Source organism: Muribacter muris, assembly GCF_001038205.1.
Classification (GTDB): domain Bacteria; phylum Pseudomonadota; class Gammaproteobacteria; order Enterobacterales; family Pasteurellaceae; genus Muribacter; species Muribacter muris.
Genome location: NZ_JWIZ01000027.1, coordinates 1 through 18535 on the forward strand (window position 1 = coordinate 1; position 18535 = coordinate 18535).

The following is an 18535-nucleotide window of genomic DNA, read 5'->3' on the forward strand; positions in this document are numbered from 1 at the left end:
ATGCCCGTATTGAAAAACATAAAACCCTTAGAATGTACCGTGAAATCAGCCAAATGCTCGATATCCACTACCCCGGCTTTTGGGACGGCGTTACCGATGAAAAGGTGAAATTAGCTTGGATGGAAAAAGCCCATCAAATCGCAAAAAAATACTACGCCCCCCCTCTAGCAAGAGGCGAAATTTCTATGATGGCACATATCTGCTCCATTATCGGACTGGATTTTGAAACGAACCCTAAATTTCAATTTGTCGTGGATAAATTAAAAAATGATGAATATGGGACATCAAATACCTCAATTAGTATTATAGATTATCTAAGGTTTGAGTTATTAAGGAAAGATTATGATATAGGCGGTATTCATTATAATACCTGGAGTTTAAAAGATACCCAAGAAGGATTCCCACCAATCACTCGTTATATCCCTGACTTTTACACCGAAGCCAAACCCCAAAACCCCAATGAAAATGTGTATAAAATTTATAAAAACACCGTCTTAAATAAGGTTAGAAAATGAATTGTAAAGTGATTCGTATCGGGGTATTTTTTGACGGCACTGGTAATAATCTCACCAACGATCAAGCGGCGAATAAAGCCAGTAATATCGCTAAATTATATCAGCTCTATTCGCCACTGTATCAAGCCGGTTCGGCTCCCGATGCCGGTCCCTTTTTGATCGGGCAGAGTGCGTCAGAATGTAAAATTATTACTACGGCTGTTTATATTGAGGGACTAGGGACACAAGCCAATCAACCGGACAACCTCACTGGATTAGGAATAGGCAGCGGTGGTGCAAAACGGATTCAACTTGCCGTTTCCAAAATTGATGATATTCGTAAGCAATTTCCAAAAGAGGAATATAAATGCTATATAGATGTATTCGGCTTTAGTCGAGGAGCATCATTAGCAAGACATTTTATCAATGAAATGCATAGAAATGAAAAATACAAAGAATCAAGTTTCTTATTCAAATTCATCGGTCTTTTCGATACGGTTGCCTCATTTGGCAAAGCCGGTGATAATAAAAATTACAAGCCGATTACCGACAAAGGCTCGGAAGGTTGGACATTTTGGCACGAAACCTTGGGTATCACCCCTTCCGCTAAAAAATACGAGCCTTATAATTTCAACCTTGCGCCACACAGTGCCGAACAAATTGTCCATTTGGTCGCCTTAGACGAATACCGCGAAAACTTCCCCCTTACCGATACCGAAGGGGCAGGGCGGACTTATTACCTGATCGGTGCCCACTCCGATGTGGGCGGTGGCTATGAGTCGATGACGGTTGAACGGCTATTTGAGTACGCTCTCCAGAAACCACGCCAAGCAACCTTAACCCCGCTTCCACCACCAACAAACGGCATTGCGATAGGCGAAAACTGGCACGCCGATTGGGTCAATTACCAAGAGGTCGAACCCACTTATGAGGGCAATAAAAACATCCTCAAATACACCGGTCAGCGTACTGTTTCCAACGACTTACAACAGATCGGACTCATAATGATGTATAACTTGGCAGTGAAATCAGGCGTGCCGTTATTACCCTTTTCCTTAACGATGGACGCGGCTTTGCAAGCCAAACTAATACGGCAAATTGCTTATACCCCCTATCAGCCAACAACCCAAGCGCTAAACCGCCACTCGCCCGCTCTTGCCCCGTTATTGGGAAACGGCAGCTCTTGGAGTGAAACGCTCAAAGCCTATTGTATAACTGCCATTGAGGATCCTGCCGGTTTAAATCAGGCGTTAGGACATCATACGACATTTGCATACCCCGATAACCCAGCTCAAGACAGTGTGTTTCATCACCGCCAACCTGATCATTTACGCATTTTAGCTCAATACGCCCATAATTCCGCCTGTACACCGGAAGCGCACGGTTTAAATCCACCCCCGATTGGGTTTAAGCATCGCCAAACAGCCTATTTGGGAGAATCCATCTCAAACAGTGCCTATTACCTCAATCCCCAGAACCCACCTGTGCGTGTTGTGTGGCGCAATCAAGCGGCTCTTGCTGTCGTCAATGAGGAATAAAAGGCATCTGTAATAATCGGAAAAGTCTAACAATGCTATTGGAGAACATCATTATTTTAATATGCAAAAGAAATCTATTTTTGGGAATTAAAATAAATGAAAAAAAATATATTGTTACTTTATTTTCTTATAAATTCCTCACTATATGCAAACGAAATTAATGAGATAAAAAAACAGTATTATCTTGATGACGAACTATATTTACAATTTATAGATATAGGAAAAAGTATCTGTATGGATAAAATTTTATTCACTCAAAAAATTTTCAATAATAAATATAAGAATTATCTTTTCGATAAACATTATAAAACACTAGCTGGTTTAAACTCTAAATTCAGAAAATATTATAAATGGAGTGATATGAAACTTATTTTAGATGCTTTTTACGAAAAAAACATACATATAGTCATAAGTAAATATAAGGAGAAAGATGAATATTTTAAATTAGAATATCACTCTCCACTATTTATTTGTAATGATTTATTTACTAAAAACAATGAACTAAAGGAAACATACTACAAATTTATTAATGAATATAACTTATTAAGTCCAAAATAATTTCCTTGATTAAGAAGAAATAAAAAATTATTTTTTACCTATATACAGAATGTAAATGAGAAAATTTATTCTATTCTGTACTTTTATTTTTGTTTCCCAGTTCTCAAATGCAGTAATTGAAGGTGAAAAAATATATATAGATTTAACAGATCACTTTGGAAATACTATTAGCTTTTATGATAGTAAAGATGACAATAGCAGCTTTCAAGTCTATCAGTCTCATGCAAATGAAAGAGAATTAATTTTTGAAGCACCTTTCCTAGCACAAAAACCTAATATTAATACAGCTTTCTTATATAAAATAGAAGGGAGAGGAGATTATGCTATTATTTCTATGAATATTCAACCAAACTACATACAATCAGAAAAGAAATACTTAATAAAAGGAGATATTTTTACAATTAAGAACATTTCATCAAATTGGATAGAAATAGAATATAAAAATCCAGAAACAAAAAAGTCTTTATCGGATGGGTACAATGCAAGGATACATCTCTTTGTAGATAGAAACCTTATATAAGAAATAACTCCATATTTTAAAATAAAAATTCTACCTAATTAAGTAGGTTGTGTAATAAGCTCAAAAATAGGCTGCTGTTCCATATGGTTTATCAATTGCAAAGAAAAAAGGACAATTCACAGCGAGAAAATCGGATGGAACCATAAGTTATTAGATGGATTAAATAAAGCCCATTATTCTGCAGATGTAACAATTAGGGCATTACAAGAGACTAAGAAAATGATCGAACTAGCAGGTGGATATAATCATATTCGAATGTTAACCTTATCCTTTTTAAGAAGAGAATTATAATGAAAAATAGAATTATTATCTTTATTATCAGTTTTTTTTATCTTGCTGCACACGCAGAATTACAATGCTTTTCAAATGAGGAATATCAACATATAATCAGTAGACTACCTCTAAATGAAGAACAATACTATAATGTCCCAAATATGGTTAATTGTAATGAAAAGATAAACTTATCCCAGTTAGTATGTGTAAATAATAAGATAAAAAACATCTTCCTATTATTATCAATAAGTAGAATATATGCTTATGAAAATGCAACACATACACCTGTTGAGGATTATTCAACATATAATAATGATTTCAAAGAATGGATAAATAATATAATAAATAAAGAAAATGACAAAGCTATTCTAAATAGAAAGTTATGCTATATAATAAAGAAAACCTTATCTGATAATTTCGGTGGGGAATTTTATTACGAACCCAAAATAGAAGAGGTCATTAATAGCAAAAAGAATGATAATGGTGTTATTATTGACACTTTAGAAAGACTATTCTATTTAGGAAAATCATGTGATGTAAGGGTTTCATTGGACAAATATAAAAGAGGAATTTGGTATAAGAGTAATAATAAATTTATTATTGAACTAGAAGATAAAAAATATAAATTTACAGATAAGTATTATTTTAATTATGACGAAAATGTTTTTAGCTTAAATTGTTATCGTTAAATAATAATACTAGTTTACTATATAGCTAGAGAAAAAAACAAATTAGTAAAACCATCGATATGGATATACAGGCACTGAAACTGTTACACTTGTAAAGAAGAAAATAACATTCTTTTTATTAGTATTTCTCATCACTCTAAAGGGGAAACTAAAGAAAAGTTTTTCTGTTTTAAAATAGATAATTCAAAAATATTCTTATAGTATCTACAGATATGAGCTATGTGATGTACTATCCAATAGTATAAAATTAGTTTTAAATATAAAAACAATTCTATTTATAATAATGACTCTAACGTCAAAACTCATTATGAATACACATATAGTGAAATTATACATAATAAAATAAACGGTGAATATACTTTTAATGTTCAAGGCGGCATTATATATCATGTTAATTATAGTTCATTTTTAAACTCTAAAAAGGTAGAGTTTGAAAGTATATTTAATCCTACGCTCAATCTATGAGATAGATATTTATAAGCTAAAGATACTAAATAGTGCACCTTTAGATACAATTGGACAACTTATGAGCAAAATGATGGCTAAACTAATAATAGTTTTTATCTTACTTTTCACTAATATAACATATGCTAACGCCTCTATTTTTAAGGAAGAAATCCTGTATGATTATTTTGATAATGACAATATAAAAGATCAATTAAAATATCAATGTTACTATACAGATCTAGAAGGTGAGCCATATTGCAAAACTAACATTAAAACAACAAATAAGGATTATTCATTTTCTATTTATTTTATTTTTTCACCCTCTATTGATAATTGTGGAACTGGATGTATAGTAATTTCGGATTTTGATAAACACGGAAATATTATTGATACTGATGAGTTTCGTTATAAAAAGGACCTAGACAATTGGATTTTAATAAAAAACTATCAAGAGGATAATAAAATTATTGGTGTTGATGGAAAAGAATATAATTCATCAGCTATAAAGTAGCTAGTAAATATATTTTGAAATTACTTATTGGATTAGTAATATAAGAGACATTAAATATGGAAAGATAAATAAAGAGAGCTTTAAACGCTATGACGATTAAAAATATATTATATATTTCTATTTTATTTTTCATTAGCAATATCTATGCAGTAAACGACACTGTACTCTCTTCGGAAAGTAAAATAGAAAATCAAATTATAAATTGTGGTTGGATAGATAATAAAAACAACCAAAAATATACTATAAAAAATTTTTATATAAAAGAAAATAATGAATGTAGTCATTTTTCAATTAATGCGATAAAAGAAACAGAAATTGAAGTTCAATGCGGATTTAATGCAATATCAAATTTCTATAACTATGTATATGATATAACTAATGATGATTGGATCTTATTTAAATATGAATATTTCTTAGAGCCGAATTCCCCTAATGATAAAGGTGACCATTTTACAGTTAGCTTTGATAATTTAAAGGAATTTAAAAGAAGTTTGTTTTATGATATTAGTAACAATGGAAATAAAATGTTATCTATTGGCTACATTAAAGAGAAAACATTTATTTATGACAATAAATATAATAAAAAAACGCCTACTTAATTAAAGGAGATAAAGTAATAATATTAGATGTAAAAGAAGCTTTTAATAAAAAATGGTATCAGATTTACTTTAAAGGAAAAAAGAATATAATCGGCTGGGTAAATTATAATAAAATAGAGTACTTGAGTGTTCCTAGTAAGTTCCTTACGCAAAACAAATAAAGCTAATAGGGTCATAAGCATATAAAACATTATAGACACAATCAAAAATTAATAGGAAACTAAAAAATGAGAAAGCTTATTTTTGTAATTTTTTTACTTATTTCTACTTTATCCCTATCAAAAGAATATACTTATCAAAATAAAGAAGTTAATATAAAACTTTTATTACTACAAGAACATAAAAATTATATTAAATTTAAACTATTTATTGATATTCTAAAAGATAATAGCAAATTAACTTACTCAGGAAAAGCATATCTTATAAGCAGCAGTGAAATTGATGAGGATATATATACCCATGATGCTTACCACGCAAAGGAATATTGGTATCAAAAACATAACAAATGTTCTCTAAGTATACGAATAGATGACGAAGAATATAAAAGAGTTTTTTTAGAATTTTTTAATTGCAGAAAAAAAATAGATTTATCAAATAAAATGCTTAAACTTAAACCTTAATTTGCCAATCTATCATAATCAAACTGTCTAGCAAAATAGCCCAATAACCGTAGCGCCAGCTGGATACGAGTAGATAGCAAATGATGTACTTTCTTCTTAAAATTTTGCTAGAGATACACCTAAAACTCTGTTAGCATCTTATCTATATTTTCACCAAGACGTTCAAATTATGCTCAAAATCGATCTTCCCGTCCTTGTCGGTAAACTTCACCCTATCGTGAAGTCTGTTTTAGAAGATGTTGCAGCAGACAGCATCAATGCTCAGATTACCGAAATCACGCTTCCGCATCTCTTTAAACAACTGTTTGCTACGCCATTATGTGATGTTCGGCTGATTGCCGAGCATTTTGAATTAGAGATCGGAACGTTAATTGACGCATTTGAGTTGGAAGTAACCCAGATGAAAGGCAAAGGGGGAGTAGAAGATTATCCACGCTTTTCACCCTTGTTAGTCGAACTCTTACAAGATGCTTGGTTGCTCGCCTCGGCGGAGATGAAACAAACCGAATTACGCAGCGGCGTGTTATTTTTAGCACTATTATTGTCAAGCCACCGTTATTTACCACATCATTTGAGCCAGCAATTCATTACGATTAACCGTGAACTGCTAAAACGGGATTGGCTATTGATTACCGCGTCCTCTGCTGAAGCGCCGAACGTTGCAAAAAATCCGGCGAATCCAACCGCTTGTTCGCTGACCTTATTAGCCAAATATGCTCAAGATGTTACTGCGTTGGCGAAACAGGGGCAGCTTGACCCGGTATTATGCCGTGATAATGAGATGGACTTAATGATCGACATTCTCTGTCGGCGGCGAAAAAATAATCCTATCATCGTGGGCGAAGCCGGGGTCGGTAAAAGTGCCTTGATTGAAGGGTTAGCATTACGCATTGTCAATGGTGAAGTCCCCGACAAACTTTGTGATACTCGCATTATGAGCTTGGACTTGGGCGCACTCCAAGCCGGCGCCGCGGTCAAAGGGGAATTTGAAAAACGCTTTAAAGGGGTGATGGCTGAAATCGACCAATCACCGATCCCAATCATCTTATTTATTGATGAAGCACACACCCTCATAGGGGCGGGCAATCAACAAGGGGGCTTGGATGTCTCCAATCTGTTAAAACCGGCATTAGCACGGGGAACGTTGAAAACGATTGCAGCCACGACTTGGAAAGAGTATAAAAAATACGTTGAAAAAGATGCGGCGCTCTCCCGCCGTTTCCAATTAGTAAAATTAAATGAACCGACTGTTGATGAGGCAATTATCATTATGCAGGGGCTTAGGCTCACCTATGAGCAAGCCCATTCGGTTTTGATTGATGAAGAGGCGGTTATCAGCGCAGCCCGTTTAAGTGATCGCTATTTAAGTGGTCGCCAATTACCGGACAAAGCTATTGATGTGCTAGATACTGCCTGTGCCAGAGTGGCGATTACGCTGACATCGCCCCCTAAAGCATTATCGCACTTGCGGACGCAAATTCATCAGTTGGCAACGGAAAAAACACTCTTTGAACGGGCATATCGTTTAGGGATGTCAAATGATGCAGAGCGACTTGCAGCATTGACCAATCAAATTGACACATTATCGTACGAGCAAACGCTCTTAGAAGAAAAATGGCATCAGCAACAAGAGCTAGTGAAACAGATCATTGCAGCTCGTCAGCAGTTGCTAGAGAAAGAGGGGAATGACGATAGCGATACTGGCAGCCTCCGAGCAACATTGCAATCCCTTGAAATAGCGTTATCTGATGCGCAGAAAGATCAGATCTTGGTATCACCGCACGTTACTAAATCCCAGATCGAAACGGTTATTGCCGAGTGGACAGGCGTACCGCTAGAACGGTTATCCCAAAATGAACTGAATATCATCGCCGATTTACCGACGTATCTCTCGAAAGAGATTAAGGGGCAAACACTTGCCATTAAGCATCTCCACCGACATTTATTGACGGCACGGGCAGACTTAAGACGCCAAGGCCGACCATTAGGCGCCTTTTTACTGGTCGGCCCTAGTGGCGTGGGCAAAACCGAAAGCGTCCTACAAATCACTAATCTGCTCTTTGGAGGTAAACAATACTTAACCACTATCAATATGTCGGAATTTCAGGAAAAGCACACAGTTTCCCGTTTAATCGGTTCGCCTCCGGGCTATGTCGGTTATGGCGAAGGAGGCATTTTAACCGAAGCGATTCGCCGTATGCCTTACTCTGTGGTTTTATTAGATGAAGTGGAAAAAGCACACCCTGATGTATTAAACCTATTCTACCAAGCCTTTGATAAAGGAGAGATGGCTGACGGGGAGGGACGGCTTATTGATTGCCAGAACGTTGTCTTTTTCCTGACCTCTAATTTAGGTTATCAAACTATTGTGGATAACGCTGAAAATGAAAGTCAATTAACCACGTTACTTTACCCCGAGCTTGCCGCGTTTTTTAAACCGGCGTTATTGGCTCGTATGGAAGTTATTCCATTCCTGCCACTTAGCCAAACGATTTTAGCTGACATTATTGATGGTAAATTATCAACATTAACTGCCCGCTTGATCGAACGTTTTAATACCTCGGTTACGATTGATGATGACGTCAAAACGGAAATTCTGCTTAGAGCAAACCGGGCAGAAAATGGGGCAAGAATGTTGGAATCGATTATTGACGGCCATATGCTACCGCCTATCTCACTGCTGTTATTGCAAAAGCAAGCGCAAAATATGCCCATTGAGGCAATTCGCTTCTCTGTGGTCGATCATCAATTTGTCGCTGCGATTGGAGAAGAACGATGCGATTTTGCTATTTAATCGGCTTATGCTGTGCATTCCCCGTATTAGCTAATGAGGCAGAGACGTTAAAGCGTCTCGCTCAATGCCGACAAACACAGTCTAGCCTTGAGCGGCTGGATTGCTATGATAGTGCGTGGCAAGATAGCACGCCCCACGCTATACCCGCGGGACAGCGAAGTGCATCTTGGTTAAGGGCCACAGAACAAGAGAAAGGTCGGGAGACACATTCAACGCAATTTATCACTAAAGAATCCAGCGTTGAAGACATTCCTCAAGTGGTGCTGACGACACCGGCATTAGGTATTGCACCGCCCAGACCGATTTTGATGTTAAGTTGTATTGATAATATCACCCGACTGCAACTGATTTTACATCGCCCTATAGCGGGACGTGAGTTGCCCATCAGTATTGAAACCGACAAAACCCGCTTTCAAAGTCGCTGGTTCAGCCGAGACAGTGGGTATATTTTAGAAGCAAGTCGTGGCTTACAAGGTATCCGTGAAATTCAACAGTTATTTGGTGCAACCCAAATGACGATTAAACTGCAAAGCGGTGAGCCACGTTGGACATTTAACATTCAAAACATTGAGCAGGATATTAAATCCTTTCGGCAAGCTTGCCACTGGTAATGATCAGAACATCTAAAGGAACAGTATGATAGATATAATAGGTGCGCACCCCTGGCGACAGGCTATTGCGGCTGAGATAAACACAGATATTGCGATAGAGATTGCAGATGACGATCCGGATTGGGAATATCTGGACGGTGAAATGGTTAAACTCGGTTCTCTCGAACATCAATTACTCAATATCAACGATATTCAACAGCGTGCCATTACCCTACTCAGCTATAAAACCAAAGATATGCGTGTGTTGGCACATTTACTGCGCACATTGCAGCATCAAGGGGACACCCAAACGCTATTGCTTGCCATCACATTATTGACCGATTACGTCCGGCAATTTTGGCAACAGGCAGCTCCGACTTCACCACTGAAGAAAAGCCGTTTAACCTTGCAAATTCTCAAGCGATTTGAGCCGACATTGGATAATTTTAACCAGCACGCCTCCCGCTACGAGCGAGAAGCGATGCAAGCCCATTTTAAGTGGCTTGCTACTCATTTTTCCGAAACGGCATTAGTTGAACTGCTCACTCGTTACCATCAGCGATTGCAAGCCGTGCCGGATAGAGTGGTCGAACAGGACACATCAAAACCGGCTGATAACGCTTTAGCGACAACGATACCTTCAGCGCAAAATGCAGAGCAACCCATCGAGACAAATGTAAAAGTAGATGACAGCAATGAGAAAGCTTGGCGATATACATTGTTAAAAGTAGCTGAGATATTAGTTACAAAGCATATTGGCTCACCCATTGGCTACCAACTCCGGCGACATACGATTTGGTCGGGGATTGATACTTTGCCACCCGTTGAAAACACAATTACGCCATTAGCTGCCGTGTCTGCAGATATGCGCCAACACTATCTCGCTCACCTAACACAACCGACCTACGCTATTTGGGGTGAGCTAGAATATAGCTTAACCCTTGCCCCCTTTTGGTTGGAAGGGCATTTTATTTCCGCAACCTATGCCGAAAAACTAGGCTTTACTGCCGTTGCTTCTGCTATTCAAGCAGAAACACGTGCTTTTTTAATGCGCTTACCTGAGTTGAAAGACTACCATTTTAATGACGGCTTGCCTTTTCTCTCTGAAGATGCTAAACATTGGCTTTTTAAAACTGAGCAAACAGACACAACATTAAGTACCGGTACACATACCGATTTTAATGACGTATGGGCGTGTTATGAACGTGATGGCTTGACAGCAGCTTTCACCTTGCTTAACCAACAACCCGCTCAAGACGGACGTGAAAAATTCTATGCTCAACTGACTGCGTGTCAATTAATGGAGAAAGCCGAGATGACAGTGCTTGCCCAACAAGGTTATCAGACATTGCAAAATACATTGTCTATCACCCCGCTTGCACAATGGGAAGACCGTCTTTTTGCCTTTCTTGCCCAAAAAGTTTCACCTAATACATCGCCGCTTTAGGATACGATAATGAAATTACCCTCTTTCTTTCAGGTGTTAAAACCCACCTTACCTAAATTTAAACTTTCGCCTGCTGTGGTACTCACCCTCTGCTGGCTGGCAGCACTCATTTGGATTTGGGTCAAAGGGGAGACATTTACCCTTAATGGATTTACCCCGTTTGCCGACATATCGCACCGTTGGTTAGCTACCGCTGTGTTATTCATTATTGGAATAGGTTGGCTGACCTGGAAAATTATCGCACGATTACGGGTGTTGGAAAAAGCCCGTCAAGAGGCGAAACAAAATATCAACAGTGCTATTCAAGCCGAACTGGACAGCCAAAACCGTTATCTGCAACACTGGGAAATAAAATGCCAACGCTATTTGGAGACCAAACGTTACGCCTATGTTTTGCCTTGGTATGTTATGATCGGCGATTCACAAAGTGGCAAATCCCACTTATTAAACGCCATTGAAGGACTAAACCCGCTTTACCAACCTGATTTGGAAGAGAATAGTACGGATAGCATCTATTTTTCCATATTTAATAACGACCACGCCGTCATTTTTGATATTGAGGGGGCGCTTTTAACCCAACAAGATAGCAATCCGGATAAGCCTCAACTCTACACAAAACTTTGGCGTCATTTATTCTTATGGATAGTGGAAAAGCGCCCGAGACAACCACTGAATGGCGTGATATTAACCTTGGATTTCGCACATTTTTTAACACTCAACAAACCCGAGCGTGAGAATACTATCGCCCGATTACACTTACGCCTCGAAGAAATTTATAACCTGACTCATAGCCGTTTACCGGTTTATGTAATTTTTACCAAACTTGACCAACTGGCCGGTTTTACTGCCACCTATGAAAATATTCCGCAATCGGCACGGGAGAATATCTTAGGCATCACCTTTGACAGCCTCAAAACTGATGAATGGACAAAAGAATTAACGCAATTTTGGTCTGAATGGTGTTGCCAATTAAACTTGGCTTCACCACATAAAATGATAGAAAGTACGGAAGAAAAACGAGCATCGGTCTTTAGCTTTATCCGTCAGATTAACGGTGCCTATGATGATGTTGCCGAGCTCTTGCAAGGGATTAGCACACACCGAGGCAAACGCTTCCATTTTATCAGAGGGGTGTATTTCCTCTCTACCGAGCAAAAAGGCAAAATTGATGATTTATTTGTCCAATCGGCGTCAATGCAATATGAACTCGGTAAACAAACCGCCAGCACCTGGTTTAATCGGCTCTCTCAACCGTTTTTCACACAAAAGCTCTTTGAGCAGGTTTTATTTAGTGAACCACATCTAGCCTCTGAAAATGCCTTATACTTAAAAGACTATCACCAACGTCTCAAACGGTTTTTCATATTAGCCGGACTGGGGGCGCTGGCAATTATCGGCGGCTGGCATTATTTCTATTATCAGAACTACCGTGCCGGCTTAGACGTCTTAGAGCAAGTGAAAACCTTTAATCACGTTGAATTAACTGACGAGCAAGATAACTACGGCAATCTCCAACTTCCAATGTTAAACCCTATCGGCGATGCCACATTTGCCAATGGCAGTTATCACGACAGACTGCCGCTGGCGGATATGGGGTTATATCAAGGCAATCATATCGGGCCATTCGTGGAACAAACCTACCTGCGATTGCTACAACGTCGTTTTTTACCGGCGATTATGAATGGATTACTCATAGACTTAAAACAAGCACCGGCAGAAAGTGAGGAAAAACTCGGCTTGTTACGCATTATGCGTATGCTGGATGATAAAGCCGGTCGCCGTGATGAATGGGTAAAAACCTTTATGCAAAAACGTTGGAGCCAAGCTTTTGAAGGGCAAGCCGATATTCAAGCGGATTTAATGCGTCATCTTGACTATGCCCTTAAACATACCAACTGGTATGGTGGGCGACTCGCCGGTGATGAAGAATTGATTAAAGCATACCGTCCATATCAATTAGAAATCGAAAAAGCCCAAAAAGAGCTGAATACACTCTCAATCTATCAGCGGGTCTATCAAAACCTCAAAATACGGGCAGAGGAAGTGTTGCCTGCACCATTGAACCTGCGTGAACATATTGGCGCCGGGTTTGATAAGGTGTTCATAGCCCAAGACGAAGCCGCTTTATTTATTCCTCAGCTATTGACACTATCCGGCTTAAAACAGTATTTCCTTAAGCAAGATAGTCAATTAGTCGATTTAACAGCGATGGACAGTTGGGTGCTAAATCTATCTGAAAATACGACCTACAGCGATGCCGACCGCGCAGAAATCAAACAGCGTATCACCGAGTTATATCTGAATGACTATACCGGCACTTGGCGTAATGCAATTCACAATTTAGAGATTCGGCCATTTGAAACATTAGCTGATGCGATTACTGCCACAGAAAGCATTATGGGTAGTGAACAAACGATAAAAAAAGCATTAGACATTGTCAAAGAGCATACCCAAACGCCTAATATTCCCAACACATTAGACGAGAAAGAGTTAGAGGCTCGCTTAGCAACACCGGAATATAAGCTCAGAATGGACATCAGCAAGCAGTTCGCACTGGCAACCTCCGTTCTAAATACACAAGATGATAAAGCCAGCCTATTACAAGATGTTTACCAAAAACTTGCGGGATTGCACCGCTATTTACTGGCCATTCAAAACGCACCGGATACCGGCAAAGCGTCGCTAAAAGCTGTACAAATGCGAGTAGAGAAAAAATCAACCGATCCGATTTTTGAGTTGCAACAAATGGCGAAAAACTTACCTGACCCGCTTAAACGTTGGTTAGAACAATTAGCCGGTCAGGCTTGGCAAAGTATATTAAAATCCGCCTTAGTGTCGTTAGAAACCGAATGGCAGGATAAAGTGGTAAAACAGTATGACCGCTATCTGAAAGGACGATACCCGTTTTCACCGCAAAGTAAGCAAGAAGTACCACTGAGTGAGTTTGAACGCTTCTTTGGTCCGCAAGGTACCCTAGACAATTTTTATCAACAAAATCTCAGTGCCTTTATTGAAAATGGACTTACCCAAGAGGCTGAAGAAACGCTTGACGACCAAACCCCATTGATTCGAGACGATGTCTTGACACAATTAGATTTAGCCAAACGCATTCAACAAACCTTTTTCAATGCCGAATACGGTATGGGGGCACAATTTATGGTTGAACCCATTGATTTATCTGCTAACAAACGTCGTAGCATTTTAAACTTAGATGGGCAATTGATTGATTTTACCCACGGCGGCAAACGCAAAGTAAAAGTTGTATGGCCGAACTCTGGCAATGCACAAGTAGAAAGTAAAATCACCTTAGTGCCTACCGAAGCCAATAAAGCACCACGCAGTCTTAGCTTTATCGGGCCTTGGGCACAAATTAAGTTATTGCAATCGGCTAAAGCCTATAATATTACCCCTCATTCCTTTGATGTTCGCTACCAAGTAGATGGGGGAAATGCCACCTATCGCATCTATGTGGATGAAGTCGATAACCCGTTCTCAAACGAGCTTTTTCGGCAGTTTCAACTGCCCGATACTTTATACTAGGATAGCTGTATGGTCGAACAACGTTTCCCAATCCACACTACTGGCAACAACCCCATAGCACAGCCTGAATTTAGTCAGATTAAAACTCAAATTAATTACCTAAACCGCCCAGGCAAATCGGTGGATTGGGCGTTAATTGCATACGAGGCTCAACAGCTTTTTACCCGATACGGCATCGACTTACAAACTGCCGCTTATTACACCTTGGCTAGAACCCACCAACAAGGACTAGCCGGCTTCACCGAAGGAATTGAACTGCTCGCCTACTTACTGAATCACCACTGGGATAATATTTGGCCAACACAACTTACAGCCCGTCTTAATACCTTAAATTGGCTAAACGGTCGAGTCAGCCCACGACTACGCAAAGCAACCTATACCACGGGTGATTTGCGTTTACTTTACCGTGCCGAGCGGGCTCTCAACCTTATTCAAACCACGCTCATCCAACAGGGTCATCCACATACCGATCTCACCAACTGCCTATCCTTTATTCAATCACGCTGCCAACAACTTGAACCAAACGAACCGACTAGGCAGCCAGAACCTGTTGAACCCTTAAATGTTGCAATTATACCAACGCCCTTTGCAGAGCCGAATAACACAACCAAAGTACCTCACTATCCTGAATATTCCACACTATCCGATGAACCCGCATCACTACAAACAGAATCTATCCAGCCAAACAGAGATAACAGCACTACTACCTCACCACCAGACAAAGACACCCCCTTGCCCAATACACCAATGACATATAGCACCCAAGAAGGAACGTCATCCCAGCATCGTTCAAATATTCCATTATGGAGTGTGTTTTTGCTTGGTTGCCTTGCGAGTAGTGCAATATGGTTTATCACACCATTATTAAATGTCACCTCAAACCCTCAACAAGAGATAAAAGCACTGACACAACGTTTACAACGTTACCAAGAGAGCCAGTCCGCTATTCAAGCGGATTTAACTCAACTCCAAATGCAACTCTTAGAAGCTGAAAAAAGTAAAAAGGGATTAACGATTTCGTATTTGAAAACAGTGGCGTACGAAATGGAGAGAAAATTGGTGATTGAACGGAAAGAATAATCTGGAAGTATACCACCGTCCCAAATATATTTGGTCGTTGTGTTGTCCCTCTCGTTGTACTTTTATCGAAATGGTTCTGCTAATCGACTAGTCAAAGGACGCAGTTGTTCTCGGTCGTCCCATAAATCGGGAAAGACCTCAAATTTCATATCATCTCGGTTAATACCTGTTTCAAAATAACGGATAAGTCTTTCAATAATAGCTGCACCCCAAGCCCAATCTAATTCATATTTCTCCAATATTTCCCGATCGTCTTTCACATTAAGATGATGTTTGACTATGGGTGCATCACACCCTGAAAAATAATTATTGCCTAAATCTACAAGCTTACCGCCTAATCCATAAACATTTTCTCTGCTACCTTCAAACTCAGGATCAAGTAAATTATAAGGCACGATCCAAAACCGTTCGTAAGGTTCTGTTGATGAAATTGCTTTTTTTAATTTTTTTACAGCAAATTTTTTTTCAACATAGCTGGTCACCACAAAGACCTCAAATAAAATGGGAATTTGGTTTAAATCTATTTTTTCGTCCCAGTTATCATCGCTACGTTTTATATCAAAAAAACGCACAATTTGGCTCTCTAGACGTTGCGTTAATGTATATAAATTCTCTTTTAATTTATACACTAACACATCACCTTGTTTGCTTCTTACTCTATTCATTATTTTTTAGGTAATGAGTTATAATACCAATAAGGTAGTTTACGATTTTTAATATACTTCTTAAAATCATCATCAATATAATAACTATAAGGTTCCTCATTTTCATCATAAGCTAACCCTAAACCAAGTTGAATTAAGTATTCAACTCCTTCAAAACCATATATTCCCGAACTTCCAAAAAGCTTTATTTCAGGAATGTCATTAGCTTTTTCTCCTTTGCTATTGCATATATAATCCCAACATTCCAATCTCAAGTTATTTAATATAAATGAATTATTATAACTCATATTAGATAAATTATTAAAATACCCTAACCACCATGATTTTTTATTAATTACTAAGGGAGGCGCTATAATATCTAGACTTTCAACTTTCTCTATTAGTAAATCAATAGATACATCATTAATATTTTCAACTGAATAATTTACTAACAAAATCGTAATTACTACATTATCTCCTATAACAATATTATTTAACTCAGTAAGTATAACTATACCCAAATAATATTTATCATTGATAGAATAATAAAATATATCGCCTTGCTTTAGCTTCGGTCTTGATTTTTTAATAACTTTTAACTTTATGATTTTTTGAGACATTTCTTTATTCCTAATTCTTTAGCTAATTTAGGATCATTATTTCTGATCCAATCTTCACCCCATAAAACAGCATCATTATAAATTGCTCGTTTAGGGCTAATACTATTTATTATATTTCTATCTTTCACTCCATTTAATTTTCTATTATGAATAATTGCCTGTTCAACGGATCTACGTAGTGGGTTTAATGTTTTCATTTAAGCTGAGAATGATTTCAGAAAAAGTAACAACTCTTATATAAGAAGATAAGATAATATTCTTAATAATTCCTGTGTTACCATTTATAGAATCCTACCTGATATTCGTCGTATATAAAGCAAAAACCATTCTTAAAATCTTTGCTATAGATAATAATATCATCATTAGTATTAAATAAAGAAAAAATTATATTAGATTTATATCTAAGAAAAATATCTATTGGTATGTTTAATTGAATCCTTTCTTTGAAAAAAACAAATAATATTATTTCGTCTATTCTCCAATTAATAGATTTTGCTAAATTTAATACATCACCAGCACTAATTTTTTCCCTATCAAAATAACACACTCTATACTTTTCAGAAAAAGTATAAATCTTTTTTAAGTTATCTAATGTAACCTTATCATTTTCAACGCATTTAATATTACTACGGCATTCATCTAAACCAAGTAACGAAATTATCTCTTTTAATAACATTTTTCTCTTTAGAACAGCAATTCTATTTTTTATTTCTTGCATTTTTTCACCTTTTCAAAACCTTGTATATCTTCTGGAAAATGCCCATTGTATTGCTTATATCTTCCTTTATCCATAGGACTACCCTTTGAGTCATCTGCAGCATGAAAATGAGGTCCTCTACCAAATTTATCGTTTTCATGTAGTATCACATATTTATTCTTTCCTTCATTTGAAAATTTGAATACCGTACGGTTTTCTGATGTATTATCATGCACAAATTTATGAGTATCAAATTGACTACTTTTTGGTATTCCCGCTGCTTGTTTAGCCGCTCTAAAATTCTTTCTTCTAGTTGATAAGCCTAATTCATCTATTTGTTCGAAAGGATTGCTTACGTAACTATACGTTTTTTCCCCACCCGCTAGCCCAATCGGATCTAAGCACAGATAATTCCCCGTTTCCGGGTCGTAATAACGGAAGCGGTTATAAGCCAATCCTGATTCTTGGTCTAGCCACTGCCCCGCAAATAACATCTCCGGGTCAATCGGGTTCGGATACTTGAACTGATACCAATTAAAACAGATACCCCAAAGCGTGCGTTTTTCCGCTTTCCACGCCAGTTCGCCTTCGGGGGTAAATAGCCTTAAATGTCCTGTTGCGCCCTATTATGTTCAAACCTACTTGAGGCAAACACTCGAAATATCGATAGACTCCCATAATTACGCCTTTGACTATTTTGGTGGTATGCCGTCTCGAGGGATCTTTGACCATGGTGAATCATTTCCTTAATTGAGCCTTTATAGGTAGGCGCATCTCCGACTTTATCTTGGACGGTAAATATCTCAAGGAGAAGCACAATATTATTTTAGTCGTAGGATCTGGAACCGAAAGCTCACTTAGAGACAGCGTAGGG

Annotated in this window: 19 protein-coding genes; 14 read left to right on the top strand and 5 right to left on the bottom strand. The window is 37.9% G+C overall.

The genetic code is table 11. The features are described from left to right. The 14 genes from RO21_RS05265 to RO21_RS12125 all read left to right on the top strand — a co-directional run. Window positions 1–515: hypothetical protein (locus tag RO21_RS05265; RefSeq protein WP_047976747.1), on the top strand; the 515-nt coding region annotated here is incomplete at its 5' end. Further along, window positions 512–2032, top strand: a complete 1521-nt coding sequence (locus RO21_RS05270) for a phospholipase effector Tle1 domain-containing protein (protein WP_047976748.1) — start codon at window positions 512–514, stop codon at window positions 2030–2032. The genes RO21_RS05265 and RO21_RS05270, both read left to right, overlap by 4 nt. A 96-nt stretch (window positions 2033–2128) precedes the next feature. Then, the gene (locus tag RO21_RS05275) at window positions 2129–2590 is read left to right on the top strand and encodes a hypothetical protein (protein WP_047976749.1); all 462 of its coding nucleotides are present in this window, start codon (window positions 2129–2131) and stop codon (window positions 2588–2590) included. Window positions 2591–2645: 55 nt separating this feature from the next. Next, window positions 2646–3110, top strand: coding sequence for a hypothetical protein (locus RO21_RS05280; protein ID WP_047976750.1), 465 nt, complete (start codon window positions 2646–2648; stop codon window positions 3108–3110). Window positions 3111–3400: 290 nt separating this feature from the next. Continuing rightward, entirely contained in the window at window positions 3401–4072 is a 672-nt protein-coding gene (locus RO21_RS05285; protein ID WP_241482409.1) for a hypothetical protein, read from the top strand. Between the two features lie 430 nt (window positions 4073–4502). Next, a complete protein-coding gene (locus tag RO21_RS05290) occupies window positions 4503–5030 on the top strand; it encodes a hypothetical protein (protein WP_047976752.1) in 528 nt (175 codons plus the stop codon). An 89-nt stretch (window positions 5031–5119) separates the two neighbouring features. Next, window positions 5120–5629 (top strand): hypothetical protein, encoded by a 510-nt coding sequence (locus RO21_RS05295; protein WP_047976753.1) that lies wholly within the window; start codon window positions 5120–5122, stop codon window positions 5627–5629. 20 nt (window positions 5630–5649) lie between these two features. After that, window positions 5650–5790, top strand: coding sequence for a hypothetical protein (locus RO21_RS13740; RefSeq protein ID WP_420911987.1), 141 nt, complete (start codon window positions 5650–5652; stop codon window positions 5788–5790). Window positions 5791–5856: 66 nt separating this feature from the next. After that, entirely contained in the window at window positions 5857–6249 is a 393-nt protein-coding gene (locus RO21_RS05300) for a hypothetical protein (RefSeq protein ID WP_047976754.1), read from the top strand. A gap of 169 nt (window positions 6250–6418) precedes the next feature. Continuing rightward, window positions 6419–9043: a type VI secretion system ATPase TssH gene (gene tssH / locus RO21_RS05305; protein ID WP_047976755.1), complete on the top strand. Its 2625-nt coding sequence runs from the start codon at window positions 6419–6421 to the stop codon at window positions 9041–9043. Beyond that, entirely contained in the window at window positions 9025–9654 is a 630-nt protein-coding gene (vasI, locus tag RO21_RS05310; RefSeq protein ID WP_047976756.1) for a type VI secretion system-associated protein VasI, read from the top strand. The genes tssH and vasI overlap by 19 nt, the downstream gene beginning before the upstream one ends. Window positions 9655–9679: 25 nt before the next feature. Beyond that, window positions 9680–11080, top strand: coding sequence for a type VI secretion system protein TssA (tssA, locus tag RO21_RS05315; protein ID WP_047976757.1), 1401 nt, complete (start codon window positions 9680–9682; stop codon window positions 11078–11080). A gap of 9 nt (window positions 11081–11089) precedes the next feature. Then, the gene (gene tssM, locus RO21_RS05320; protein ID WP_047976758.1) at window positions 11090–14620 is read left to right on the top strand and encodes a type VI secretion system membrane subunit TssM; all 3531 of its coding nucleotides are present in this window, start codon (window positions 11090–11092) and stop codon (window positions 14618–14620) included. A 9-nt stretch (window positions 14621–14629) separates the two neighbouring features. After that, window positions 14630–15700: a type VI secretion system ImpA family N-terminal domain-containing protein gene (locus RO21_RS12125; RefSeq protein WP_053067715.1), complete on the top strand. Its 1071-nt coding sequence runs from the start codon at window positions 14630–14632 to the stop codon at window positions 15698–15700. Between the two features lie 62 nt (window positions 15701–15762). Here the strand turns inward: RO21_RS12125 and RO21_RS05330 are convergent, their stop codons facing one another. The 5 genes from RO21_RS05330 to RO21_RS05350 form a co-directional block, all read right to left on the bottom strand. Next, window positions 15763–16329 carry a hypothetical protein gene (locus tag RO21_RS05330; RefSeq protein WP_053067716.1) on the bottom strand — a complete coding sequence of 189 codons (567 nt, stop codon included), beginning with the start codon at window positions 16327–16329 and terminating at the stop codon, window positions 15763–15765. A 35-nt stretch (window positions 16330–16364) separates the two neighbouring features. After that, window positions 16365–16964 (bottom strand): hypothetical protein, encoded by a 600-nt coding sequence (locus tag RO21_RS05335; protein WP_047976760.1) that lies wholly within the window; start codon window positions 16962–16964, stop codon window positions 16365–16367. Beyond that, window positions 16946–17161 carry a hypothetical protein gene (locus RO21_RS05340; protein WP_047976761.1) on the bottom strand — a complete coding sequence of 72 codons (216 nt, stop codon included), beginning with the start codon at window positions 17159–17161 and terminating at the stop codon, window positions 16946–16948. Before RO21_RS05340 ends, RO21_RS05335 begins: the two co-directional genes overlap by 19 nt. 77 nt (window positions 17162–17238) lie before the next feature. Further along, window positions 17239–17682: a hypothetical protein gene (locus RO21_RS05345; protein ID WP_047976762.1), complete on the bottom strand. Its 444-nt coding sequence runs from the start codon at window positions 17680–17682 to the stop codon at window positions 17239–17241. Beyond that, entirely contained in the window at window positions 17670–18242 is a 573-nt protein-coding gene (locus tag RO21_RS05350) for an RHS repeat-associated core domain-containing protein (protein WP_338151724.1), read from the bottom strand. The genes RO21_RS05345 and RO21_RS05350 overlap by 13 nt, the downstream gene beginning before the upstream one ends. Window positions 18243–18535 lie beyond the last annotated feature (293 nt).